Origin of the sequence: Chryseobacterium oncorhynchi, assembly GCF_002899895.1 — a bacterium.
In the GTDB taxonomy this organism is placed as follows: domain Bacteria; phylum Bacteroidota; class Bacteroidia; order Flavobacteriales; family Weeksellaceae; genus Chryseobacterium; species Chryseobacterium oncorhynchi.
This window is the reverse complement of the sequence record NZ_PPEI02000001.1, coordinates 261,394-286,310: the sequence shown is the minus strand read 5'-3', so window position 1 is coordinate 286,310 and position 24,917 is coordinate 261,394. Positions and strand designations below refer to the sequence as shown.

21 protein-coding genes are annotated in these 24,917 nt (G+C 33.8%); 17 read left to right on the top strand and 4 right to left on the bottom strand.

Annotated elements, in window-relative coordinates:
* The first annotated feature begins 11 nt into the window (after nt 1-11).
* The 3 genes from C1638_RS01325 (at nt 12) to C1638_RS01315 (ending at nt 3,108) form a co-directional block, all read left to right on the top strand.
* Complete coding sequence (locus tag C1638_RS01325; protein ID WP_109617497.1) at nt 12-938, top strand: mevalonate kinase family protein; 927 nt, start codon at nt 12-14, stop codon at nt 936-938.
* 10 nt (nt 939-948) lie between these two features.
* Nucleotides 949-1,878: a UbiA family prenyltransferase gene (locus C1638_RS01320; RefSeq protein ID WP_109617495.1), complete on the top strand. Its 930-nt coding sequence runs from the start codon at nt 949-951 to the stop codon at nt 1,876-1,878.
* 63 nt (nt 1,879-1,941) lie between these two features.
* Entirely contained in the window at nt 1,942-3,108 is a 1,167-nt protein-coding gene (locus C1638_RS01315) for a proline dehydrogenase family protein (RefSeq protein WP_109617492.1), read from the top strand.
* Nucleotides 3,109-3,584: 476 nt separating this feature from the next.
* On the opposite strand, the gene C1638_RS01310 is transcribed toward C1638_RS01315, so the two are convergent.
* Nucleotides 3,585-4,121 carry a helix-turn-helix domain-containing protein gene (locus tag C1638_RS01310; protein WP_109617491.1) on the bottom strand — a complete coding sequence of 179 codons (537 nt, stop codon included), beginning with the start codon at nt 4,119-4,121 and terminating at the stop codon, nt 3,585-3,587.
* A gap of 948 nt (nt 4,122-5,069) precedes the next feature.
* Between C1638_RS01310 and C1638_RS01305 the strand changes: the two genes are divergently transcribed.
* Nucleotides 5,070-6,179 carry a M14 family zinc carboxypeptidase gene (locus C1638_RS01305; RefSeq protein ID WP_109619021.1) on the top strand — a complete coding sequence of 370 codons (1,110 nt, stop codon included), beginning with the start codon at nt 5,070-5,072 and terminating at the stop codon, nt 6,177-6,179.
* 96 nt (nt 6,180-6,275) lie between these two features.
* Here the strand turns inward: C1638_RS01305 and C1638_RS01300 are convergent, their stop codons facing one another.
* On the bottom strand, nt 6,276-6,791 hold the full coding sequence (locus C1638_RS01300) for a DUF4920 domain-containing protein (RefSeq protein WP_109617489.1): 516 nt from the start codon (nt 6,789-6,791) through the stop codon (nt 6,276-6,278).
* A 142-nt stretch (nt 6,792-6,933) separates the two neighbouring features.
* Between C1638_RS01300 and C1638_RS01295 the strand changes: the two genes are divergently transcribed.
* From C1638_RS01295 to C1638_RS01255, 9 genes are all read left to right on the top strand, one after another.
* Nucleotides 6,934-8,346 (top strand): APC family permease, encoded by a 1,413-nt coding sequence (locus C1638_RS01295; protein ID WP_109617487.1) that lies wholly within the window; start codon nt 6,934-6,936, stop codon nt 8,344-8,346.
* 170 nt (nt 8,347-8,516) lie between these two features.
* Entirely contained in the window at nt 8,517-8,957 is a 441-nt protein-coding gene (locus C1638_RS01290) for a GPW/gp25 family protein (protein ID WP_045497241.1), read from the top strand.
* 23 nt (nt 8,958-8,980) lie between these two features.
* The gene (locus C1638_RS01285) at nt 8,981-10,864 is read left to right on the top strand and encodes a type VI secretion system baseplate subunit TssF (protein WP_109617484.1); all 1,884 of its coding nucleotides are present in this window, start codon (nt 8,981-8,983) and stop codon (nt 10,862-10,864) included.
* Nucleotides 10,865-10,955: 91 nt separating this feature from the next.
* The gene (gene bla, locus C1638_RS01280; RefSeq protein WP_109617483.1) at nt 10,956-11,846 is read left to right on the top strand and encodes a class A beta-lactamase, subclass A2; all 891 of its coding nucleotides are present in this window, start codon (nt 10,956-10,958) and stop codon (nt 11,844-11,846) included.
* Nucleotides 11,847-12,083: 237 nt separating this feature from the next.
* Complete coding sequence (uvrA, locus tag C1638_RS01275; RefSeq protein ID WP_109617481.1) at nt 12,084-14,915, top strand: excinuclease ABC subunit UvrA; 2,832 nt, start codon at nt 12,084-12,086, stop codon at nt 14,913-14,915.
* Nucleotides 14,916-14,990: 75 nt separating this feature from the next.
* On the top strand, nt 14,991-18,365 hold the full coding sequence (locus tag C1638_RS01270) for a leucine-rich repeat domain-containing protein (protein WP_109617479.1): 3,375 nt from the start codon (nt 14,991-14,993) through the stop codon (nt 18,363-18,365).
* Nucleotides 18,366-18,370: 5 nt separating this feature from the next.
* A complete protein-coding gene (locus tag C1638_RS01265) occupies nt 18,371-18,775 on the top strand; it encodes a hypothetical protein (RefSeq protein ID WP_109617477.1) in 405 nt (134 codons plus the stop codon).
* 247 nt (nt 18,776-19,022) lie between these two features.
* Entirely contained in the window at nt 19,023-19,427 is a 405-nt protein-coding gene (locus C1638_RS01260) for a hypothetical protein (protein ID WP_109617475.1), read from the top strand.
* Between the two features lie 171 nt (nt 19,428-19,598).
* Entirely contained in the window at nt 19,599-19,733 is a 135-nt protein-coding gene (locus tag C1638_RS01255; protein ID WP_109617473.1) for a bacteriocin-like protein, read from the top strand.
* Between the two features lie 33 nt (nt 19,734-19,766).
* Here C1638_RS01255 and C1638_RS01250 read toward each other — a convergent pair whose 3' ends face one another.
* Nucleotides 19,767-20,315 (bottom strand): DUF3828 domain-containing protein, encoded by a 549-nt coding sequence (locus C1638_RS01250; RefSeq protein WP_109617471.1) that lies wholly within the window; start codon nt 20,313-20,315, stop codon nt 19,767-19,769.
* Nucleotides 20,316-20,457: 142 nt separating this feature from the next.
* On the opposite strand from C1638_RS01250, the gene C1638_RS01245 reads away from it, so the two are divergent.
* The 3 genes from C1638_RS01245 to C1638_RS01235 all read left to right on the top strand — a co-directional run bounded on the left by C1638_RS01245 (nt 20,458) and on the right by C1638_RS01235 (nt 21,784).
* Nucleotides 20,458-20,970: a DUF421 domain-containing protein gene (locus C1638_RS01245; protein ID WP_109617469.1), complete on the top strand. Its 513-nt coding sequence runs from the start codon at nt 20,458-20,460 to the stop codon at nt 20,968-20,970.
* A gap of 5 nt (nt 20,971-20,975) precedes the next feature.
* Nucleotides 20,976-21,467: a GNAT family N-acetyltransferase gene (locus C1638_RS01240; RefSeq protein ID WP_109617467.1), complete on the top strand. Its 492-nt coding sequence runs from the start codon at nt 20,976-20,978 to the stop codon at nt 21,465-21,467.
* Between the two features lie 131 nt (nt 21,468-21,598).
* The gene (locus tag C1638_RS01235; protein WP_109617465.1) at nt 21,599-21,784 is read left to right on the top strand and encodes a quinol oxidase subunit 4; all 186 of its coding nucleotides are present in this window, start codon (nt 21,599-21,601) and stop codon (nt 21,782-21,784) included.
* A gap of 59 nt (nt 21,785-21,843) precedes the next feature.
* On the opposite strand, the gene C1638_RS01230 is transcribed toward C1638_RS01235, so the two are convergent.
* A complete protein-coding gene (locus tag C1638_RS01230) occupies nt 21,844-22,158 on the bottom strand; it encodes a DUF4286 family protein (protein ID WP_109617463.1) in 315 nt (104 codons plus the stop codon).
* A 148-nt stretch (nt 22,159-22,306) separates the two neighbouring features.
* Between C1638_RS01230 and gyrA the strand changes: the two genes are divergently transcribed.
* Complete coding sequence (gene gyrA, locus C1638_RS01225) at nt 22,307-24,892, top strand: DNA gyrase subunit A (RefSeq protein WP_109617461.1); 2,586 nt, start codon at nt 22,307-22,309, stop codon at nt 24,890-24,892.
* Nucleotides 24,893-24,917: the final 25 nt, after the last annotated feature.

Sequence of the window (24,917 nt, the reverse complement as noted above, 5' to 3'; positions counted from 1 at the left end):
TTATTGTCAAAATGACCAACCCTCTATTTTATGCAAAAATAATTCTGTTTGGAGAATATGGAATGATTGAAGATTCCCAGGGGCTTGTAGTACCTTACAGCTTCTATAAAGGAACTTTGAAATTCTCAGATTTAAGTTCTGAATTTGAACTTAACTCGAACAGGCATCTGCAGAAATATTCAGACTTTCTTACAACGCTTGATCTTTCTGATGATTTTACATTGGATATTGAAAGCCTCAAAAGCGATATTTCAAACGGACTTTTCTTCGATTCTAATATTCCTCAGGGATATGGAGTAGGAAGCTCAGGAGCTTTGGTAGCTGCTATATTCGAAAAATACTCAGTAAGCAAACTGAATCCTGAAAATATCTCAAAGGAAAATCTAAAAAAATTAAAAGCAATTTTCGGTGAAATGGAAAGCTATTTCCATGGTAAAAGTTCTGGAATGGATCCACTGATCTGTTACATGAATCTGCCTATTCTCATCGAAAATAAAGAAAATCTGGACAGAGTATCAATTCCTGAAGGACAAGAAGGAAAAGGAGCGATCTTCCTTATCGATTCTGGAATAACAGGAGAAACCGGTCCAATGATACAAATCTTCTTTGAAAAAATGAAGACCGAAGGATTCCGTAAAACACTGAAGGAAGAGTTTATCCGTTACAACAATGCTTGTATTGAGGCTTTCCTGAAAAAAGATATGAATCCTTTCTTTAGAAACCTTAAAAAACTTTCTCATTGGGCTTATGAACATTTCCGTCCCATGATTCCTGAAAGTATTTTTAAGATCTGGAAAAAAGGTTTGGATTCCAATGCATACTACTTAAAACTCTGCGGAAGCGGGGGTGGAGGTTATATTCTGGGCTTTACTCAAGATTACGAAAAAGCAGAAAAAATGCTTGAAGGCTTCCAAAAAGAAGTGATTTACAGATTTTAAATAGATTGGAATGAATTCTGAAAAAGAAACTTTCCAATCTAAAAACTATATTTCGAAATCTCTATCTTATAGATTTTCACAATTCGTGGGCTTTCTGCTTGGCGCGCGCTTTTTTGTAGCAGCCTTGTTGACATTTGCCCTTTATGTTTCTACTTTCTTCCTGTTCAATCAGGATGAATCTTTCAAGAGTTTTGTCTTTGACTTTAAGGTGCACGGCATTATTTTCTGTACCGTTCTTACCATTTTAGCAGGTGGAATTATCAACCAGTTTTATGATCTTGAAAAAGATTCCGTTGTAAAACCTTTCAGAACCCGGGTACAGAGTTTTATCAAACAAAAGTATTTTTTATATGCCTATTTGGGGCTTAGTGCTATTTCCTTAGGTGTAGCATGGATGATTTCCCATAATGTGTTTATCTTTTTTGTGGTTTATCAGTTTTTCATGTGGTTTTACAGCCATAAATTAAGCCGGGTACTTATAGTCAATAACCTTACTTTTGTCAGCCTTACCCTTTATCCGTTCTTTGGAATGATGGTGTATTATGAGACCTTTTCCAAAAAAGTTTTTCTGATGGCTGTCTTTCTTTTTCTTATCCTTTTATGTATTGATATCGTAAAGGATACCCTTACAAGAAGTGTAGATAAAACTTTTGGCTATACTACTATTCCCAATTACTTTAAAGCAAGAAATACAAAGATTATTCTGATTTCTTTACTGATTGTAACCATGACTGTTTCTATGAAGATTATTACCAAAACCGGTGTGGAAGGCTTTATGGCTTATTACTTTGCCGGCGGGTTATTTGTAATGATTTTTTGTGTCTTTCTTTTTTTGAAAGCTTCTCGACGAAATAACTTTCTTATACTGAGTGTATTACGTTTGTGGGTTTTCGTTGGAATCATTGCAATGCTTCTCAATGGGATTGAGCATAAATTGTAAAAAAAATCTTTAAATAAACTGAGGTTATTATTACCTTTGCATAACTAAATTTAATAAATAGGAATGCCCATTTTTAATGATACAAAAGTTGCGTTTGCAGATAAGTCAGATGCACAATTGAGAAAGGCTTACTGGATGTTTAAAATGATTGAACAGCCCGCTCTTACAAGCCTAGGAACCTCTGTTCTTAATTTCACAGTACATAATAACTTTCCATTCGTTACAGGAATTGTAAAAAAGACCTTATTTGAACAGTTTTGCGGAGGAGAAACCCGTGAGGAAAGTATGAAAGTTGTGAAACAGCTTTTCAAAAGAGGAGTTGGAAGTATTTTTGATTATTCCATAGAGGGTAAGGAAGATGAGGAAACCTTTGATGCGGTATGCAAAGAAATTAAAGACATTGTAAGATTCTCAGTAGGAAATCCGGCAATTCCTTTTATCGTATTTAAGCCTACAGCATTCGGAAGAATTGATCTTTATGAAGCTGTTGGAAAAGGAGCTGAACTTACTACAAGTCAAAAAGAAGAATGGGAAAGAGTAGTAAAAAGGTTTGATGAAGTATGCAGTCTTTGTCATGAAAATGATAAAAAAGTAATGGTAGATGCTGAAGAAACCTGGATGCAGGATGCGGCAGATCACCTTTGCGAAGAGATGATGGAGAAATATAACCAGGAAAAGCCTATCGTTTGGAATACTATCCAGATGTACAGAACAGGAAGACTGGAATATATGGAAGCCAATCTTCAGAGAGCAAGAGAAAAGAATTATTTTATCGGATATAAGATTGTTCGTGGCGCTTATATGGAGAAAGAAAGAGCCAGAGCTGCTGAAAAAGGGTATCCGGATCCAATACAGCCTAGCAAAGATGCTTCAGATAAAAATTATAATGCAGGAATTGACTTTGTCATGAACCATTTGGATAAAGTATCTGCATTCTTTGGAACCCATAACGAGATCTCTTCAGAATTGATTATGGATAAGATGAAGACTAAGTCTCTGGAAAGCGGAAATCCACACATTTATTTTGGACAGCTTTACGGGATGAGTGATAATATCACTTTCTACTTATCTGATAAGGGCTATAATGTGGCTAAATATCTTCCTTATGGGCCTGTAAAGGATGTTGTGCCATATCTTACGAGAAGAGCTCAGGAAAACACTTCTGTAGCCGGACAAACCGGAAGAGAGCTTGGATTGATTAAAAAGGAATTGGAAAGAAGAAAGAAATAATAAAACTTCTATAAAATAAAGAGTAAAACCTGCAAAATTTGCAGGTTTTTTTATTTGGGGTAATCTATAGTTTTTACAATCTTTAAAACAATCTAAGAATTAATGATTTTCAACCTATTCATTTATAGTATTAATTATTTGTTAAAATAATTTGATTTTTATTGTTGATTTGGTTTTAAATTTTTATATTTGATAAAACTATAAAAAACTAATTCATGAGAAATATCTTCACTTACTATTCCTCTTCTATAACGTAACAAAAATTTCCAGACCTGATTGAGGATAACTATTCTTATAAAATCAAAAGCCATAGATACCTTAATATGTTCAAATGCTTATGTTGATAAATAGAGAAAGTAAAAATCATATAATGAATTCACATAAATTTTAAAAAAACAAATAAAGCAAATAGCTTTAGTTTTCTTCTTCAAATATTTTTTAGCCCGGCCATTTTCTTTGACCGGGTTTTTGCTGTTTTAGGGTTCAAAACTCTCAAACTTTCCGTTTTCGTAGAACAGAACGATGCGTTTTATTTTATTTGTTTGATTTCCAATTACTTGACTAAGTATTTCTTCAGGCGAATTTCCTAATCGCTGAGAATCGGATATTTTTTCCGAAGCTTTATCTTGGGATAATATAAAAGATTCTCCAGAACCAGATTGAGGAAGTTCTATTTCTGTTTCTTCTGCCCCAAAATCGTCGTCATTATTCATCATGGTGAAAAGATCTGGCAGAGGGGTAGGCCTTACCTTATCTTCTTCCATTTGGCCCTCTAAAATCTCTACTTCTGGTAATTCGGGCTTAAGCATTTCACCTTCACCTGTAACCAACCAATCCCAAAGAAGTTCTGGGAAACGAGATTTTATTTTTATGATAAACTCCAGAGAGGGTTTGTTTCTTCCGGACGTAATATGCGAAATTGAGGAGCGCTGTACATCAATCTCATCTGCAAATTCAGATGGGGTAAAATTAGAATACTCTATAACCTTTGAAATTCTTTCGTTTAAACTCATAAAATAAGCCTTTAATTATTTTACAAATGTAAATAATATAATTTACAAAAGCAAAACACAAATGTAAACAAATGTAAATAATATTAAAATACATTTGTAAATAGTAAATAAGTATCTAATATTCAAATAATTAAAAATAAATTACAATTGTACCTATTATTTTAGACTCATATGATTTACTAAATTTCAAATGACCATATTAGTCTTTTTTGGAGTTTTAAAACTGATTATAAATGTAAATTTGGCTGAATGTACGCTATTTTTAACCCTAAAATCTCTTGAATAACCCTGTTTACATCTTTAATCTGCAATAAAACAGAATAGGAGGGTATATATCACATAAATAACGGTTTTACATGTATTTAAATACAGAATTTTACTGTATACAAACGTAAATTACTCTTGTAAACACCCTTCTAATCAATATTTATAGATCAATATCTTTTCTGAAACAGATTAATTTTTTGTAAATTTTACAATTGAATAGAAAGACATCAGTTTGGAATAAATTATAGCTAAATCTCAAAATTTTCATCGCTTTACATATGTATAATCATGTAAATAACTAGTTTCTCCACAATATTATTGTTTAAAAAAAATATGCTCATTTGGCTTAAAACAGGCTTTTTATCACTTCAAGTATCCTTACAAATAGTATTGAGATAAATTTCATAACTAATTGAATTTATGTTATTTAAATATATTGAATTAAATTATTCGCAATCCACATTTTTATCAACAGACAACTTGTCTGCTCAGTCTGTTTAGCAATGTTACGCATGTTAATAACATACTGATAAGGATAACCGCTTTGTTTAACTTATGTAAATTACAATCTTAACCGTAAAATTCACGCAGTTTACATAGTTTTGATACTATTTACATTTGTTAATGTTTATTTTTTGCCTTAAAATTGTTAAATTTGATTCTTGTAAATTATTTCCAACAATGAATTTTGAACAGATCTATTCTCCAAGCCCCGATTTCTCTAATCGCTATATTTCCCCTGAAAAATTATTTTCATACTTACAGACGAATCTCGGCAATTATATTCAGGAGATCGGAAAATCATATTTAAATAAGCCTATTTATCAGTTAAGCATCGGAACCGGAAACATTCAGGTACTGGCGTGGTCACAAATGCACGGGAATGAATCCAATGCTACTCATGCAATGATCGATCTTTTGACAAGTCTTGATAAGGCTCCTGAAATGAAAGAAGATTTATTCAGTAAAATCAAATTAGACTTTATCTTTATGCTAAACCCTGACGGATCCGAAAGATGGACGAGGCTGAATGCTGCCGATATAGATCTGAACAGAGATTTTCACAATGAGGCAAGTAAGGAGATTAAATTTCTAAAGAATGCGGCATCTTCAAAGAAGTATGATTATGCCCTAAATCTCCATGAGCAGAGAACTATTTTTACTACCGATGGTATTCATCCGGCTACCCTTTCTTTTCTGGCTCCTTCTGAAAACGTAGAACGAACCGTAACTGAAAACAGAAAAAAATGTATGGCTGTAATCGGGAGTGTTTATAATCATCTTAAGGAGATGATCCCTGATCAGATTGGAAGGTATTCTGATGAATTCTACCCAACTTCTACAGGCGACAATTTTATTAAGGCAGGAATGCCTACCATATTATTTGAGGGTGGACATTTTGTAGATGATTATACGAGAAAGGGAACAAGAAAGTATTATACAATTGCTCTTTATTATGCATTAAAAGCTATCAGTGAACTGAATTCTGATACTACAGGATGGGAAACCTATCTTGAAATTCCGGAAAACAAGGAAACACATTATGATATTATTTACAGAAATGTAAAACTGAATACAGAGCATGAGTGCATTTTGGACATTGCTGTTCAATACAGAGAGATGAAAGAGGATGGGAAAGATGAAATTTCATTTATACCTTTTGTAATGGAAGCTGGAGATGTGAAAAAAAGAAAAGGCTGGCTGGAAGTAGACTGTACGGGAAAGAAGTTTGTTTCTGCTAATAAATATCCAAAACTTGATGCAGTAGTGGATTTTACAATAGAAGATTAAAAATTTCGGCAATCCAAAGGATTGCCGAAATTTGTTTTTTAAATCTGCATTACCGACATCATCTGCGATAAGCATATATTTAATAGTATCTGAAGCTTAGTTTACGACTTTAATTCCGCTTGCTAAGAATCTGATTTCTTCTTTAGGTTGTGTAATGGCATCAATTTCAGATTGAGGCTTTTTTCCATCTTCTGCATAATGCTTTTGTTCATCCACAGAAATAACTTTTCTCTCTGCATTTCCTTCCAATACTACATTTTTTCCTTTCAAAGCAGTTGGAACAAAGAATGCATAATCTTTCATTTTTACGAAAAATTGTGAATTATCTTCAGTTTGGATGGTAAGCCAACATCCTTTTTTCTCACATACATCAGTTACCTTTCCTTTGATGGCAATATTTTCCAGCTTTTTATTCTCTTTTTTAAGCTTTTTCCCAAGTTTTTCTACCGTGATGGCCTTAGATTCTGTATTGGAAGCAACAGCTGCTCCATAAGTATCACCTACTAAGGCGTTTCCTGCTGGTGGGGAGAATTTCTTTTGAGATGTTTCCTGAGCAAAAGCAAGACTGGAAGCACTTACAGCAACTGCAAATAATATAGCTTTGAATTTCATTGTTAATATTTTTTCCAAAAATACTAATTAAAATCGAATCATAAATCGATAAAAATTAATAATAAACAGGTGCTTCTGTAAATTTTTAATAAAATTCAAAATGAAAGGGAGATTTGTTTATATTTGACGCCTATACTTGACTATGCAAAAAAAACTGAAACTATGGGACGCCATTATGCTTGTAATGGGGTCTATGATTGGGAGTGGGATCTTTATTGTAAGTGCTGATATGATGCGTAACCTGGGCTCCGGATATTGGATGATTGTGGTATGGGTCATAACAGGTGTAATGACGGTAGCTGCTGCAATAAGCTATGGAGAGCTTTCTGCATTGTTTCCAAAGGCTGGTGGACAATATACCTATCTGAAAGAGATCTTTGGAAGAAGAATGGGCTTTCTTTACGGTTGGGGACTTTTTACAGTAATACAGACCGGGACTATTGCCGCAGTAGCAATGGCTTTTGGGAAATTTACAGCATATCTGATACCGTCTCTTAATGATGCAACCCCTATTTTTCAAAGTGGGGAATTTAAAATTACATGGATTCAAATTTTAGCTATAGCCGTAATTCTACTGCTTACCTATATTAATACCAGAGGAGTACAAAGTGGTAAAATTCTTCAGAATATATTCACGGGATCCAAAATCATAGCTTTATTAGGTTTAATTGCATTGGGTTTTATACTGGTGGATTTCTCGCATTTATCCGAAAACTTTAGCCTAGGAACAGAGGCTTTTAGTAATCTTAAAAAGGATCTGAGCGGAAACTTCCTTAAAGAAGGGTGGGAACCCATTGGAGGAATGACCTTATTAGGAGGTATTGCTGCCGCAATGGTAGGATCTGTTTTTAGTTCTGTAGCCTGGGAAAGTGTAACGTTTGTATCCGGAGAAATTGACAATCCGAAGAGAAACGTTGTAAAATCAATGATCTATGGTACTTCTGCCGTGATGATCCTTTATATAGCTGTGAACTTTGTTTATTTAAATGCTTTAGATAGAGATGGGATTGCATTTGCTGCCAACGACAGGGTAGCAGTCGCAGCCTCACAGAATATTTTTGGAAGTGCAGGAACAATTATCATTGCTTTATTGGTAATGGTTTCTACTTTCGGATGTAATAACGGGTTGATTCTAGCAGGAGCAAGGGTTTTTCAAACCATGGCAAAGGATGGAATGTTCTTTAAATCTGCAGGACAAAACAATAAGAATGAAGTTCCGGAAAATGCATTGTGGATGCAGGGAGTTTGGGCTTCTTTACTCTGTTTAAGCGGCCAATACGGAAACCTGCTGGATATGATCTCATTTGTAATTGTTCTATTCTATATGATTACTGTTTTTGGAGTTATTTATTTAAGAATTAAACAACCTGCACTAGAAAGACCATACAAAACTTGGCTATATCCGGTAACTCCGATCATTTACCTGATTATAGGAACATGTTTCTGTATCTTACTTTTAATATATAAGCAACAATATACTTGGCCCGGATTCGTATTAGTTCTACTGGGACTTCCGGTATATTATTTTATTAATCGAAAAAATACTGATGGATAAAGTAGAATAAAGAATATAAGATAAATAATGATTTCAGGGCTATCAATTCGGTTTGGTAGCCCTGATCTTTGAATAATATTTTAATTTATTATGACAATTATTTAGTGAAAATGTGTATTTTGGTATTTCGTTTTTAAGTAAACGGAACCATGAAGTAAAAACAATAAGCTATGGATACACCAAATTACAGAATGCCTTTCGTACCATCTACTCTAATGACCGAAGGCGGAAGTATCGATACCTGCGATATGGGGGAAAGTATTGCCCACAATATTATGCTGCTGATCACCACTAAAAAAGGCGAAAACAGATATGACGAAAACTATGGAAACGATGTTTGGAACTTGGAATTTGATAATGGAGTAACAAGTGCCATCTGGGAAAACGTTTTTGTCAAAAGTCTTAGAAGACAGATTCAGGAATATGAACCTCGCATTGTACAACCACAAATAGACGCCAACATACAATTTGTAGAACACAGCTACGATACCAAAGAACACACCGAAATCAAAAAGAAAGTAAGAATTGCCATCAATGCTAAGATGGAGGAAACAGGAGAGCGTTTCAGTTTTTCAACGGAACTGTTCCTGAGCCCGATGTCTATTGATTAATATTTTTAACAGCAAAAGAAATTATGAATTTAGATCAGAATATTTATTCTAAAGAATCTGTAAAAGCAAGAATGTTACAGAATGCTACAAAAGTCTGGGGATTGAAGAGTCCACAGTCTTTAGATCCGTTTGTAAAACTGTTGATAGACGCATTCAGTACAGAAGTTTTTAAAGCGAATAATGAAATACAAACAGTGAACGCCCGAATTTTAGAGAAACTGGCAAAACTGTTGACCCCATCCATTTATACTCATCCTATTCCTGCTCATGCTGTTGCCTTTACACAGCCTTATGAGTCTACCGAAGTATTATTGGAGCATACGGAGTTTTTCTTCCGTAAGCAAATGACCTCCACCGTAAAATCAGAATCAGATAAACAAGTGAATATTCCTTTCACTCCTGTTGGGAATGTAAGAATTAATAAAGTTCATACTTCAGTAATGTTCGTAGGAAATACCTGTTACAGTATTGATGATAGGTTTAATAAAATTCCTATTGCTAGATTTAACGGTAGACCTGAAGATTACAGAAAGATAACGGTAGGAATTGATGTAAGTAAATATGCAAGTGAGAACTTTCCTAAATACATGAGTGTATTTTGTTCCAATCCTGCTTTTGAACATTTGGATTTTGTATATAAATTATTGCCTTACATTACCGTATCAAGTAACGGGAATCCTTTATTTGTAAGAGAAGGATTAAGTTATCTTACAGAAAGCAATCCGGATGGATATGAGCAGATGTTCAAGGAACAATCTATCAGAAACAAGGTTATTGAAGATATTAAAAGTATCTATCGTCATAAATTTATTGAAATCACAGGGCTTTCCAGCAGTTTGTTTTCAGAACCCGGACAGCTTCCGCAGAATCTGGATTTCCTTGTAGGAAAAGAAGAGATCGTAAAATATCTAGATAACAAGCGTTACCTATGGCTTACCTTTGAATTTCCACCACAGTTCTCAGCAGAAATTCTTGATAACTTCTCATTCGTATTGAATGCTTTCCCAGTCTACAACAGAGGTTGGAAAAAAACAGAATACAGCCTTGATATTATGGGAAATAATATTCCTTTAGTCACTGACGAAGGAGAACATTTCCTATACGTAGATGAGGTGCAGGATGGGGATGGAAGAAGATATACTGAAATACCATTTACTCCGGCCGATGATCTTAAAAAAGGATTGTACACCGTAAGAAAAGGAGGAATGGAACGTTTCACCAACAGAAATGCGGTAGATATGATCGCCAATGTTTTGGAGCTGACAAGAGACGAAATTGCAGCATTCTCTCTTTTAAACAGAGATAATGTAAAAGGTGTTCTTAGCGAAATGTCCGACAAGATGAAATCTATGGTGCAGAAAGTAAACAATGCCAAAAGAAACATCAGACAGGAGCTGAACTACGTAATTATGGAACCTGTAGAAAAAACAGACCATACCTACGCTGCTTTCTGGATCACTCATTGTACGCTGGCCAATCATATGCGTCCCGGAACAGAGCTTTCCAACCAGTTGAAGTCACAGACCGTTGTTCTGCTTACCGAAACCTTGGGGGGAGCCGAAGAACAGAAAGGTACAGACAGTATACAGGCTTATAAATATGCTTTAACGACAAGAGATAAAATCATTTCCCTTGAAGACGTTAAAAATTATTGCCGAATGGTTCTGAAAGATGAATTAAGAGAAGTAAGAGTAAGAAGAGGAACCATGATCAGCAACAGGCCTAAGGAAGGTTTTGTAAGAACCGTTGAGGTAGAGATCATTCCACAGAACTATTCTTTCTATGGAAGAGCTTACTGGGAAAACATGGCGAATATTACAAGAAATCAGATTATTGCCAAAGCTATAGATGGTATAGAATATCTTGTGAAAGTAAGTAACGAGGATATTGAATTCCAGGATATGTAGGACTTCAATAAATAATTTAAAATATAAAATGCCGTAGGAAATACGGCATTTTTAGTACATCACAACTCATACAAACAACTTTACTATTTCGATGAAAAAAGCCTCACTTTTTATATCAATTTGTCTTTTTAGTCTTCATGTAAAAAGCCAGACAATACAAGATTTAAGAAATAAGATCAATACAATTACATCAACAAAAAACGCCACCGTAGGAATATCTGTAAAAGGAATAGAAGATAAAGACACGCTTAGCATTAACGGAAACAAGGAAACTCCGCTGATGAGTGTTTTCAAATTTCATATTGCATTAGCAGTCTTAAATAGGGTTGATAAAGGAAAATTAAAGCTTAATCAGAAGTTTTTCATTAAAAAAGAAGATTTGATACCCGAAACATGGAGTCCAATCAGAGAAGAATATCCTGAGGGGAATATGTACCTGACACTAGATCAGTTATTAAGATATACAGTTTCTCACAGTGATAATAATGGTTGTGACATTTTGCTCAATATTATTGGAGGAACAGACTCTGTTCAAAAATTCATTAATCAACAAGGAATAAAGGATTTTACTATAAAAGTGAACGAACAGCAAATGTCTTCCTTTGACAAGTTTTATCTGAACACTACAACTCCTTTAGCAACAACAGCACTTTTAGAGAAATTCTATAATGGAAAGGTTTTGAGAAAAGAAACCACAAAATATCTATATCAGATCATGGTAGAAACCTCAAGAGGGTTGACCTGGATGAAAGCTGGGCTGCCTGCCGGAACAGAACTGGCACACCGAACAGGAATTTCCAGTAGAAATGAAAATAATTTGCGAGCAGCAATGAATGACGTAGGAATTGTAAAGTTACCTAACGGAAAGCATTTTATTCTTTCAATCTATCTTAAAAATATCAATGAAGAAATGGCAGTCACAGAAAAAATTATTGCAGACATTAGTAATGCAGTTTGGGAATATTATACAAACAAAAAATAAATTCAATAGAAACGGGCTAAAGCCCGTTTTTTTATATAGAAAGAATCCATTGGCTTATGCCAAAACCTACTAGCAAGCCCTACAGATAACCCTCTATAAAAATAAAGGTTAAAAAAATTCCCCTTGGGAAAAGGAAAGTCTTTTTTATGAAATTTTTATAGCTCTTATAATAAAAAAAATTCCATAAAATTCCGTAATTTTGCACGTTGTGATTTTCAGGCAAAGTCATTCCAAATTATGAGCAAATCAACAGAATATATAGAAGTTTACGGAGCACGAGAGCACAATCTAAAGAATATTAATGTTAAAATTCCGCGTAACGAACTGGTAGTAATTACCGGACTTTCCGGAAGTGGAAAGTCTTCACTGGCATTCGATACCATTTTTGCAGAAGGCCAACGTCGTTATATAGAAACCTTTTCTGCCTATGCACGTCAGTTTTTGGGTGGATTGGAACGTCCTGATGTAGATAAAATTGAAGGACTTTCGCCCGTTATTGCCATCGAGCAGAAAACAACCAATAAAAATCCTCGTTCTACCGTAGGAACTGTTACAGAATTATACGATTTCCTACGTCTTTTATATGCGAGAGTTTCAGATGCTTACTCTTTGTCTACCGGACAAAAACTGGTAAGTTATACGGAAGATCAGATCCTTGATACCATTAAGGGAAACTATAAAGGAGAAAAGATCATGCTATTGGCTCCCGTTGTACGTTCCAGAAAGGGGCATTACCACGAACTTTTCGTACAGATGGCCAAAAAAGGATACGGACAGGCAAGAATTGATGGTGAGCTGCAGGATATTGAATATGATTTGAAACTTGACCGTTATAAAACCCACGATATTGACATTGTCATCGATCGTTGGATTATCGGGGAAAGCGCTTCCGAAGGCAGAATGGAAAAATCCTTACGAACTGCCATGGAAATGGGAGAAGGAATCATCGGAATTCAGAAGTTGGGAAGTACAGAGATTGAATATTTCTCCAAAAACCTGATGGATGCAGAAACAGGGCATTCACTAGCGTTACCCGAACCGAATACATTCTCTTTCAACTCTCCAAAAGGAAGCTGCCCGAATTGTAAAGGATTGGGAACCATCAAAAAGATCAATACAGACTACTTTATCGACAATCCAAAATTATCCATCAATCAGGGAGGGTTATTGCCGTTGGAAGATATCAAGTCCAATAAATGGATCCTTGCACAGATAAAAAATATTTTGGAGATCTTCGGACTGGGAATGACTACACCATTGCAGGATATTCCCGAAGAAGCTTTGGATTACATCTATAACGGATGTCACAAAGAATTCAATAAAGACCTGAAATACGCAGGAATTACCAAGAAAATAAAAATTAGTTTCGATGGTTTGATCGCTTTCATGGAAGAAATTATTGATGAAAAAGAATCCTACGAAGCTATTTTGCTGGAAAGACACTTTACAACAGAAGAAACATGCCCTGAATGTAATGGAACCCGTCTTCAGCCATCAAGTTTAAGTTTTAAAATCGATGGAAAAAATATTGCTGAGGTTAATGGATTAAGCTTGGCAGATCTAAAAGACTGGTTGGCTGATGTTAAAGATAAGTTTTCAGAGAAAAATAAAATCATTGCCCACGAAATATTAAAGGAAATTGAAACAAGACTTCAGTTCCTATTGGACGTTGGTTTAGATTATCTGAGTTTGAGCAGAAGTTCAAAAACCCTTTCAGGAGGAGAATCTCAAAGAATTCGTTTGGCAACGCAGATCGGATCTCAGCTGGTAAACGTACTGTACATTTTGGATGAGCCAAGTATCGGACTTCACCAAAGAGATAACGAAAGACTGATTCATTCATTGAAGAATCTTAGAGATATAGGAAACTCAGTGTTAGTGGTAGAACATGATAAGGATATGATTCTGGAAGCCGATGAGGTTCTGGATATCGGCCCAAGAGCCGGAAAATTTGGAGGCGAGATCCTTTGGCAAGGGAAGCCGAAAGATCTTTTAAAGGCAGATACTATTACAGCTCAATATATTAACGGAAAAAGAAAAATTGAAGTTCCTGCCGAAAGAAGAGTTGGTAGCGGAAAAAATATCCTATTAAAAGGTGCTACAGGAAACAATCTTAAAAACGTTACGCTGGATATTCCTTTGGGAAAACTGGTTGTAGTAACCGGAATTTCAGGAAGTGGAAAATCTTCCCTGATTAACGGAACTTTATATCCAATTCTTAATAAACATTTCTATAGAGCAGTTCAGGAGCCTTTACCTTATAAAAAGATTGAAGGACTTGATAATATAGATAAAATTGTAGACGTAGATCAGGCTCCGATCGGAAGAACTCCCCGTTCAAATCCGGCAACCTATACAGGTATGTTTACAGACATTAGAAACCTTTTTGCAGAATTACCGGAAAGTAAAATTCGTGGATACAAACCTGGAAGATTCTCTTTCAACGTAAAAGGAGGAAGATGTGAAACCTGCCAGGGTGGAGGATTAAAGGTAATCGAGATGAATTTCCTACCTGATGTATATGTTCATTGTGAAACCTGCAACGGAAAACGTTTCAACAGAGAAACGCTGGAAGTACGTTACAAAGGAAAATCCATTTCCGATGTATTGGATATGACTATTGATGAATCAGTAGACTTCTTCCAACCTATTCCTAAGATTTTTGCAAAGGTAAAAACATTGCAGGATGTAGGATTAGGGTACATTACATTGGGACAGCAGTCAACAACGCTTTCAGGAGGAGAAGCGCAGCGTATTAAGCTGGCAACAGAATTATCAAAAAGACAAACCGGAAACACCTTATATATTCTGGATGAACCTACCACAGGACTTCACTTTGAAGATGTAAAAATCCTGATGGATGCCATCAATCAATTGGTAGAACTAGGAAACTCATTCATTATTATTGAACATAATATGGATGTCATCAAGCTGGCAGACCATATCATTGATGTAGGCCCGGAAGGAGGAAAATACGGTGGACAGATCGTAGCACAAGGAACTCCTGAGGAAATTATAAAATCTAAGAAAAGCTTAACAGGGAAGTTTTTGAAGAGAGAATTGGAGTAAAATTATGTAAAGATATTACGGAAAACCACAATGAAAATTGTGGTTTTTTTATTTATTTTTGGCGAAAACTAGTAAATGAATAAACCACAAGAAATTGTTGAATTAGAAAGCATCTACAATTTAGAATTAAATGAGCTACCTGAAGAAAAAAATATAATGTTATATGAATATAAAAATCATTATGAAATTAATAAAGAAAGACAAATAATAGGCATTAGTTTATGTAATAATGAGATATTTGAAATAGAAAGTATAAAATGCCTGAAATTTCTATCAAAACTTAATTTGTCAGGAAATCAAATTACAGAGATTAAGAATCTGAAAGAATTAAAGTTACTTTCAGAACTTAACCTATCTGATAATCAAATTATTGAGATTAATAATTTGGAAGAATTAAATCTACTTTCAAAACTTAACCTATCTGAGAATCAAATTACTGAGATTAAGAACCTGGAAGAGTTAAAATTACTTTCAGAACTTAATTTGTCAAGAAATCAAATTACTGAGATTAAGAACCTGGAAGAGTTAAAATTACTTTCAGAACTTAATTTGTCAAGAAATCAAATTACTGAGATTAAGAATCTGCAAGACTTAAAGCTACTTTCAGAACTTAATTTGTCAAGAAATCAAATTTATGAACTTAAGCGTCTGGAAGAGTTAAAGTTACTCTCAAAACTTGACATATCTGAGAATCAAATTACTGAGATTAAGAACCTGGAAGAGTTAAAGTTACTCTCAGAACTTAACCTATCTGAAAATCAAATTGCCGAGATTAAGAATTTAGAAAGATTGAAGTTGCTTTCCCAACTTAACCTATCTGATAATAAAATATCTGAGCTTAAAAATCTTGAAGAATTAAAAGAGTTATCATTACTTTATTTATCTGATAATCAAATTTCTGAGATTAAGAATTTAGAAAGATTAAAGCTGCTTTCCCAACTTAACTTATCTAGGAATCAAATTACAGAGCTTAAAAATCTTGAAGAATTAAAAGAGTTATCATTACTTTATTTATCTGATAATCAAATTTCTGAGATTAAGAATTTAGAAAGATTGAAGTTGCTTTCTCAACTTAACTTATCTGATAATCAAATTTCTGAGATTAAGAATTTAGAAAGATTGAAGTTGCTTTCTCAACTTAACTTATCTGATAATCAAATTACTGATATTAAGAATCTTGAAGAATTAAAGCTACTTTCTACACTTAACTTATCTGAAAATCAAATATCTAAAATTAAGAACCTTGAAGAGTTAAAGCAACTTTCAGAACTTGATTTATCTAGAAATCAAATCACAGAAATTAAAAATTTGGAAGAATTAAAACATGTTTTAGTACTTAACTTTTATGGAAACCAAATTATAGAGATTAAAAACTTGAAAAAATTAGAACAGCTTTCAGGACTTAATTTATCTGAAAATCGAATTACAGAAATTAAGAACTTAGAGTCATTAAAAGAGCTTTCGGTACTTTATTTGTCTGAAAATCAAATCACAGAAATTAAAAATTTAGAGGGACTAAAAAAACTTTCAATACTTAATTTATCTGGAAACAAAATTGCAGAAATTAAGAATTTAGAGGGACTAAAACAACTTTCAAGTATTAACTTATCAAAAAATCTAATTTATAATATTAGTTCTTTGTTACCCTATTTTAGAAAAGGATTAGATATTGTAAATGATAAGTATTTTTTTTACGGAATATTTCTTGAAGATAACCCTTTGATAAAGCCCCCAATGGCGGTTGTACAGCAAGGGAAAGAAAAGATTATAGAATGGTTTGAAGAAGCGGAAAACTATGGTACTGAACCTTTGTATGAAGCTAAATTGCTTATAGTAGGAGAGCCAAGACATGGAAAATCATCGCTTAGAAAAAAATTATTAGATAATGAGTATAAAATTCCTGATCAATATTTAGAAGAGACTTTAGGCGTAGAAATACATTCTGATTATGTAGTGCAAATTCCAGAGAAAAAAGAACATATATTAGTAAACATTTGGGATTTTGGAGGGCAAGAAAAGCAATATTATTTACATCAATATTTCCTAAAAAAGAATGCGGTATATATATTAGTTTCAGATAATAGAAAGGATAATCCAAATTTTGATTATTGGATGTCTAAACTAAAACTATTTACAGGTAATGAGAATAAGATTTTAATCCTTTTTAATCAAATAAATAGGACAACAGAAAGTACTAACTTCAATTCAAAGCAATATGAAAAATTAGGTTTTCTTTTTAAAGAATTTCATCAAGATTTATCAAAAGATGCTGATCGTTTTTTTGAATTCAAAAATTATATTGATAAGTCAATTTTACAGCTTCCACATATCGGTGAAGAATACCCTAAGTATTGTAAAGCCATATCAGATAAAATAGATAAAAAAAAGGAAACTGATAATCTAGATTATATGACAATTCAAGATTTTGAATCTTTATGTTCAGAATTAAATTATAATGAACCTAAAATCATCCAAAAAACTTTAGAATATTTAGATCTAATAGGAAAGATTATTTATTATGAAGAAGATACTTCTTTGAGTCATCTCATTATTCTTAACCCACATTGGTTAATTGATGCTATATATGGAATCATTACTAGTAAAGAGTTAGAGGGTAAAAATGGAAAATTTACTAAAGAATGGTTAAATGATTATCTAGGAAGTTCAAATAAAAAAAGATCTAAAACTTATTCTAAGAGTGAAATAGATAATATACTTCGGTTAATGCTAAAAAATCATTATGATATCTGTTATACACTTAATGATAGTGATTATCTGATTCCTTTATTGATGCCTAACGAATTACCGAACAATGATATAGATTTTTCTGATGGATTACAAGTTATTTTCAAGTATGAAATAATGCCTAAAGGGCTTATACCTAGGGTTTTAGTTAGAAAAAGTGAATATATTCATAATAATTTAATTTGTAGCAATGCTGGTGTTTTATTATCAGGAAGCACTTGGGCTAAGATTACTGAGCATTTTGAAAAAAATGATGCTAATCGATATATCAAAATAACAACCAAAGGTGAAAATCAAGTTGAACTTTTACAAGAGATAAGAACAGAGTTACTTAAAGTACAGAAAAGTTGGTTTAATAATCTAGAAGTGGTAGAATTAATTCCTTGTAATTGTAATGAGTGTAAAGAATCTAGCCTACCTCAGTTGTATGATAGAGAAAAGGATTTAATAAGAAAAACAAAAAAAGGCAAATTAAAAATTGAATGTCGTAAATCTGATGATCATGTTGAAATTATACCTCTTTTAGGGGCTGTATATGATAAAAAAATTATTGAATTTTATACCAGAGAAGAAATGCAAAAAATGAAAATTTTACCAAGCTTTAATATAAAAAATTTTAATGTTGGTGATGTTTATGACTTTGGTGATGGATCAATATTAGAAAAAAATCAAATAGGAGGTAAACATAATAAACAAGAAAACTAATAACTATGGGAGATCAATTTAACTTTGGAGAAAAATCAACATTTAGCGGAAATCAATTTGGTGGGCAAAATAATACTCAAACGAATTATTTTAATTCCTATTCTACGGATTCAGATGTTTTAAAAGCTGAACAAATAATAAAAGAGTTTCAAGAATTGAAAATAGAAAATGTAGAATGGAAAAATATTTTCATGGATGGCATGAAAGATCTGATGGAATTAAAACAAGCTGAAAGCGAAAATAAAGTTAAAGAGGCTAAAACAACTTTAAGAAAATGGCATGATACTGTTTTTGATTTAGGAAAAAGACTTAATGACTGGAAAAATATTACTTTTTTAGGAGTTGAATTTGCAGATAAAACGCCTAAACTTTTAGAATTAATGCATCATATTGCGAAAGTTGTATTTTAATCACTAAGTCATTAAATATAATTATCAATGGCTAAACTGATCGGGTTTAGCCATTTTTTATGCCCAATTATAGCTTCCAATATTAAATTTTCAATTATTTTTAATATATATTATTCTGATTATCAATATTTTATATTTTAATGTTAACTCAATGTTAACCGAAAGTGAATTTAATATGAATTATTTTTAATAACTTTGGGTAAGAGATACAAAATAAGGTTAGTATAACATTTAAAACCAAGTAGTTATGGAAAATAGAATTCAAATATTATTGGCGTCACTTTTTGTTGTTGGATTTGCTACTGTAATGAATACAACTCAGGCACAAACTACAGATCATAATACCATCCAGGAAATTCAACTGAATAAGAGCGAGACTTTTAACGATATCAGAACTCGATTGATGTCAAACTTTGATTTGGATAATCCTGAATATAGACAAGGAACAGTCAATTCCGTAGTGAAATTTGATATCGCTAAAAACGGGAAAATTGTGAATGTTCATTCAACGGGTGATTGCAAAACCGTAAGCAAAGAAATTGAAGCGGTTTTAAGTGAACTTGATTATAGAGTAGATCAAAGAAAAATGAGTGACAACATGGTTGCTTATACCTATGTAATGCCTGTAACTGTGGAAATCCATAACAGATAATCCTCAGAAAAGCTTTAAAAAATCATATTTCGCTTTAATTGATAGAGTTGCATATTTAAATCTGTTTTAATTTTATATTATAAATGAAAATTCTGTAAAATTAATGAGCAAATTTATAATGAATCAGGAAAGAATTCGTTTTAATTTTATCAAACCATAAATTAAAACTATATGAAAAATTTAAAGAAACTGGCTAAGGCAGATTTGAAGTCAGTGTACGGAGGACAACCAAAACAATATTGTACGTATTGCGAATGGGCAGACAAAGTTTTTTGCAGCGAAATTCCAATCGTTCAATGTCCATAAAAAATTAAGACCGCTTATTATAAGCGGTCTTTTCTATTCATGTATACTTTTCGTAAATTCAATCAGACTTGCTTTAAGATCCTTGGAATTCCCAATGGAATCAAAAGTAATGTTATCTATTTTCCATCCTTTATCGGAGTCAATAAGATGTACTGTATCTACCCATGATACTTTCGGAGAAGCCATATTATATTCAAAATGAACCATTGCATCTGCTGTTTTTCCATTCACTGTAATGGACTGAATTTTATAACTTGTATATCCCTCGTATAAACTGGAAAAAATAGCGCCTTCAAATATGAGAGGTTTTTCATCAGGGTGATCACTGTTTTTTACTTTTTCAATATCATTTTTTGAGGTGTTGATAGCATTTTCTAAAGCCTTTTTTAGGTCTTGAGAAAATAAATCGTCTGGAATAGGCTGATTGTAAACAGCTTCATTAGACTTACCATATTTTGTGTAAAGCTCCTTTACTTTGATATCAATTGCGGTATTGGAGGATGGGGTACTCTGGGATTTATTTTTTTCACAAGAAACAAAAAACAGTACAATACCAAGACATAAGAACAGTAGTTTTTTCATTAACAGGTTTTTTGGGATAAGTGGCAAATCTTATACCAAGAATCGGGATTTATTAATGAGATATAGAAGCATTATACATTTTATATGAACACATCAATACAATAGCAAAAAATCAATACATTTGAATTAGATAAAAAAAATTGTGGATCCTATTCTTAATGTCGCGGTTCGTTCCCTTTGCGTTTACCTTTTCATGGTGATTGCTATTCGTTTATTTGGTAAAAATCAGCTTTCGCAACTTAATGCAGGAGATGTGGTTTTACTGCTCCTTATTTCCAATGCTGTACAGAATGCTATGGTAGGTCCTGATACTTCATTGCAGGGCGGGATTGTAGCGGCATTAGTTTTGTTTGCAGCTAACTTTATCTTAAAAAGATTAATGTTTTCCAATCGTTCCTTTGAATCGTTTTTGGAAGATGATCCTGTGATTTTGATAAGAGATGGTGTCGCGGATCAGGCAGCATTGAACAGAGTAAAGATTACACAGGGTGAACTGGAGGAGGCAATCAGGGAGCATGGGATAGAACAAATTAAGAATGTAAAACTATCCGTTCTGGAGGTAGATGGGAATATCAGTGTGGTTTCTGAAGACGAAAAAAGCAAGCAGACCCATTATTCAAGAATTAAGAGAAAAAGTAAACGAAAATACCATTAAATACAATGAATTACGAATTAAGAGAAATGCTTCCTAATGACGAGGCGAGGGTGCTGGAAATTTTCAGGCAGGGAGTAGACGGTGGTATTGCCACTTTAGAAACAGAAGTTCCTACGGTTGAAGCCTGGAGTATGGCTTATTTCAATGATTGCCGTTGGGTCCTTGAAAACGAAAGCAATGAAGTAGTAGGATGGTGTGCCCTAAAACCGGTGAGTAAAAGAGAATGCTTCAAAGGAGTGGCAGAAGTGAGTATTTATTTTGATAATGAATACCAGGGCAAGGGTTTGGGTTCAGTTCTGCTTAAAAAGCTGATTTTGGATAGCGAGGATCACGGATTCTGGACTTTACAGACCAATATTTTTCCGGAAAATGAAATTGCAATCAAAGCTCATCAAAAAAATGGTTTCAAAATAGTAGGTGTCCGCAAAAAAATTGGAAAACTCAACGATGGATGGAAAGATCTTGTTATGATGGAAAGGAGAAGCGAAATCATCTGATCAGTAACAAATAAAAAGTAGTGAGCTACTAAAAGGATTTAACCATAGATTATTAACCTTGAATCTTGAGCTTTAAATTATTTGGCATCAACATTGTTCTATTTCATACCTAAGTTTGAAAAAGGAAAATAATGAAAAGTATGTTTAAAATTACAGGAGCCCTTATTGTGGTATTTATGTTGGCGTCATGTGTTGTTCATGATAACGGACGTGGAAATGGATCTAAACCACTTCCGCCGGGACAGGCGAAGAAAATATATGGAGGTAGCGCCAAAGATTATGCACCTGGGCAGGTTAAGAAAAGAAATAGATACTAGCAGTACGGAGTGTATTGCTATATAAATAAAAACCCCTGAAATTTCAGGGGTTCTCTATTTTAAAGTCTGCTTTTCTTAGGATTTAAAAAAGTATTGAAGATCATTACTTCCTGCCCGAATTTATTCTCAACATGTTCAGCTATATTTTTTAGCTCACTCTCAATAAAATCATTTCTCAGCTCATCATTATCAAACATAAGAAGGAGGTTGTAATTTTTACCCTCATCAATAAAATCACTGTGTACTTCAGAAAGAATATACTTGCTGACATCCATTAGATTTTCGGTCATTAAAACCAATGTATCATCAATATAATTTTCCCATTCTTCCAGATTATTTTTCGTACAGTGGAAAGTTATACTTAATAGGCTCATATTTTAAGAATTTTTAAGATTTTGTGGATAAATTCTAGCGCAAAAATCGGCATTTTTTTCGTAAATTAGCCCGTTAATAAAAATTCAAAATGAATAATTTTCAGACTTTCAGCTAAGGGTCTGACAATCATTATAATAAAATTTGTTTATGCAAAAAGAAGGAGAAAGACTAATTCCTATCAACATTGTTGATGAAATGAAGTCGTCTTATATCGATTATTCGATGTCGGTTATCGTTTCAAGAGCGCTACCTGACGTAAGAGACGGCTTGAAGCCCGTTCATAGAAGAGTACTTTACGGTATGTATGGACTAGGGGTTTTTTCGAATAGAAAATATTTAAAATCTGCGAGAATTGTTGGGGATGTTTTGGGTAAATATCACCCGCACGGAGACTCCTCTGTATATGATGCAATGGTGAGAATGGCTCAGGACTGGAGCTTACGTTATCCTCAGGTAGACGGGCAAGGTAACTTCGGATCTATGGATGGTGACCCACCAGCAGCAATGCGTTACACCGAAGCAAGATTGAAAAAAATCTCAGATGAGATTCTTTCTGATTTAGACAAAGAAACAGTTGATTTCCAGAATAACTTTGACGACAGCTTGCAAGAGCCAACAGTGATGCCTACAAAGGTTCCGAACCTTTTGGTAAACGGTACTTCTGGTATTGCGGTAGGTATGGCAACCAATATGGCGCCTCACAACCTGTCAGAGTCTGTAGATGCAATCTGTGCTTATATCGATAATAAAGATATTACGATTGATGAGCTAATGCAGCACATTATAGCACCGGATTTCCCTACAGGAGGTATTATCTATGGTTACGATGGAGTAAGAGATGCTTTCCATACCGGTAGAGGTAGAGTAGTCTTAAGAGCTAAGGTTAACTTTGATGAAATCGGAAACAGAAACGCAATTATCGTTACTGAAATTCCTTATCAGGTAAACAAGGCAGAAATGATTGCCAGAACAGCCGAGCTTGTTAAAGATGAGAAAATCCCTGGTATCCACGAGATCAGAGACGAATCGGATAGAAAAGGACTTCGTGTTGTTTACGAATTGAAAAACGACGCCATTCCAAATGTTGTTCTAAACCTTTTATATAAATATACATCACTTCAGACTTCTTTCAGCGTTAATAATATTGCGCTGGTACATGGAAGACCGGAGCAGTTGAACCTAAAGGATATCATTCATCACTTTGTAGAGCACAGACATGAGGTAATTGTAAGAAGAACCCAGTATGAGCTTAAAAAAGCAAAAGAAAGAGCACACATCCTTGAAGGGTTCATGAAAGTAATTGGATCTCAGGATTCATTAGATAGAGCTATTTCTATTATCCGTCACAGTGCTAACCCTCAGGCTGCAAAAGAAGGCTTGATCGAAGCATTTGAACTTTCAGAAATTCAGGCTCAGGCGATTCTAGATCTTAGATTAGCTCGTTTGACAGGAATGGAGCTTGATAAGATCCGTGACGAGTATGATGCTATTATGAGAGAGATTGGTGATTTAGAAGATATCTTGGCTAATGAACCAAGAAGATTCCAGATCATTAAAGATGAATTAATCGAAATCAAAGAAAAATACGGCGACGAAAGAAGAACTGAAATTGATTATTCAGGAGGAGAAATGTCTATCGAAGACATCATTCCGAACGAAGCAGTGGTTCTTACCATTTCTCATGCAGGATACGTAAAGAGAACTTCGCTTTCAGAATATAAGATTCAAAGTAGAGGTGGTGTAGGAAATAAAGCAGCAACTACAAGGGATTCCGACTTCCTTGAGTACATTGTTTCTGCAACCAACCACCAGTATATGTTGTTCTTTACAGAAAAAGGAAGATGTTATTGGTTAAGAGTATTTGAGATCCCTGAAGGTTCAAGAACGGCCAAAGGAAGAGCAGTACAAAACCTAATCAACATTGAACCGGATGATAAAATTAAGGCGTATATCAGAACCAATAACCTTAAGGACTCCGAATATGTAAATCAAATGAGTGTAGTGATGGTAACCAAGAATGGTACAATCAAGAAAACATCATTGGAAGCCTATTCAAGACCAAGAGTAAATGGGGTGAATGCAATTGAAATTAGAGATAATGACCAATTATTAGGAGCTTATCTTACCAATGGTACTTCCGAGATTATGATTGCTACCAAAAATGGTAAATGTATCCGTTTCCCTGAAGAGAAAGTAAGAGAAGTAGGTAGAGGTTCTATCGGGGTTCGTGGTATTGCAATGGAAGATAATGATGAGGCTATTGGTATGATTGTTGTGAATGATGTAGAAAACGAAACCGTTCTTGTTGTATCTGAAAAAGGATATGGAAAGAGAACAGCAGTAGAAGACTACAGAATTACGAACAGAGGAGGAAAAGGAGTAATCACTCTAAACATTACTGAAAAAACAGGAAATCTGATTGCTATTCAAAACGTAACAGATGAAGATGGATTGATGATCATCAATAAATCCGGTGTTGCCATCAGAATGGGAATGGATGAAATGAGAGTAATGGGAAGAAATACACAAGGTGTAAAACTGATCAACCTTAAGAAAAATGACGAAATTGCAGCCATTGCAAAAGTAGCCATGGATAAAGATGTAGAAGAAGATTCTGAAGAAAATGAAGAAGGAACAGAAGTAATAACTGATAACGAGGAAAACACTGAACTACCTCAGGCTGAAAACGAAAATACAGCAGAGGGAAATGAGAATTCTGATTCTGAAGAATAAATGTACAATTAATATAAAATAGTTA

Excerpts from the sequence above, each read along its gene's own strand:
- C1638_RS01300 (WP_109617489.1), bottom strand. The coding sequence starts at position 6,791 with ATGAAATTCAAAGCTATATTATTTGCAGTTGCTGTAAGTGCTTCCAGT.
- C1638_RS01290 (WP_045497241.1), top strand. The coding sequence starts at position 8,517 with ATGGATACACCAAATTACAGAATGCCTTTCGTACCATCTACTCTAATG.
- gyrA (WP_109617461.1), top strand. The coding sequence starts at position 22,307 with ATGCAAAAAGAAGGAGAAAGACTAATTCCTATCAACATTGTTGATGAA.
- C1638_RS01305 (WP_109619021.1), top strand. The coding sequence starts at position 5,070 with ATGAATTTTGAACAGATCTATTCTCCAAGCCCCGATTTCTCTAATCGC.
- C1638_RS01265 (WP_109617477.1), top strand. The coding sequence starts at position 18,371 with ATGGGAGATCAATTTAACTTTGGAGAAAAATCAACATTTAGCGGAAAT.
- C1638_RS01230 (WP_109617463.1), bottom strand. The coding sequence starts at position 22,158 with ATGAGCCTATTAAGTATAACTTTCCACTGTACGAAAAATAATCTGGAA.
- bla (WP_109617483.1), top strand. The coding sequence starts at position 10,956 with ATGAAAAAAGCCTCACTTTTTATATCAATTTGTCTTTTTAGTCTTCAT.
- C1638_RS01270 (WP_109617479.1), top strand. The coding sequence starts at position 14,991 with ATGAATAAACCACAAGAAATTGTTGAATTAGAAAGCATCTACAATTTA.
- C1638_RS01255 (WP_109617473.1), top strand. The coding sequence starts at position 19,599 with ATGAAAAATTTAAAGAAACTGGCTAAGGCAGATTTGAAGTCAGTGTAC.
- uvrA (WP_109617481.1), top strand. The coding sequence starts at position 12,084 with ATGAGCAAATCAACAGAATATATAGAAGTTTACGGAGCACGAGAGCAC.
- C1638_RS01240 (WP_109617467.1), top strand. The coding sequence starts at position 20,976 with ATGAATTACGAATTAAGAGAAATGCTTCCTAATGACGAGGCGAGGGTG.
- C1638_RS01295 (WP_109617487.1), top strand. The coding sequence starts at position 6,934 with ATGCAAAAAAAACTGAAACTATGGGACGCCATTATGCTTGTAATGGGG.
- C1638_RS01250 (WP_109617471.1), bottom strand. The coding sequence starts at position 20,315 with ATGAAAAAACTACTGTTCTTATGTCTTGGTATTGTACTGTTTTTTGTT.
- C1638_RS01315 (WP_109617492.1), top strand. The coding sequence starts at position 1,942 with ATGCCCATTTTTAATGATACAAAAGTTGCGTTTGCAGATAAGTCAGAT.
- C1638_RS01310 (WP_109617491.1), bottom strand. The coding sequence starts at position 4,121 with ATGAGTTTAAACGAAAGAATTTCAAAGGTTATAGAGTATTCTAATTTT.
- C1638_RS01285 (WP_109617484.1), top strand. The coding sequence starts at position 8,981 with ATGAATTTAGATCAGAATATTTATTCTAAAGAATCTGTAAAAGCAAGA.
- C1638_RS01325 (WP_109617497.1), top strand. The coding sequence starts at position 12 with ATGACCAACCCTCTATTTTATGCAAAAATAATTCTGTTTGGAGAATAT.
- C1638_RS01320 (WP_109617495.1), top strand. The coding sequence starts at position 949 with ATGAATTCTGAAAAAGAAACTTTCCAATCTAAAAACTATATTTCGAAA.
- C1638_RS01235 (WP_109617465.1), top strand. The coding sequence starts at position 21,599 with ATGAAAAGTATGTTTAAAATTACAGGAGCCCTTATTGTGGTATTTATG.
- C1638_RS01260 (WP_109617475.1), top strand. The coding sequence starts at position 19,023 with ATGGAAAATAGAATTCAAATATTATTGGCGTCACTTTTTGTTGTTGGA.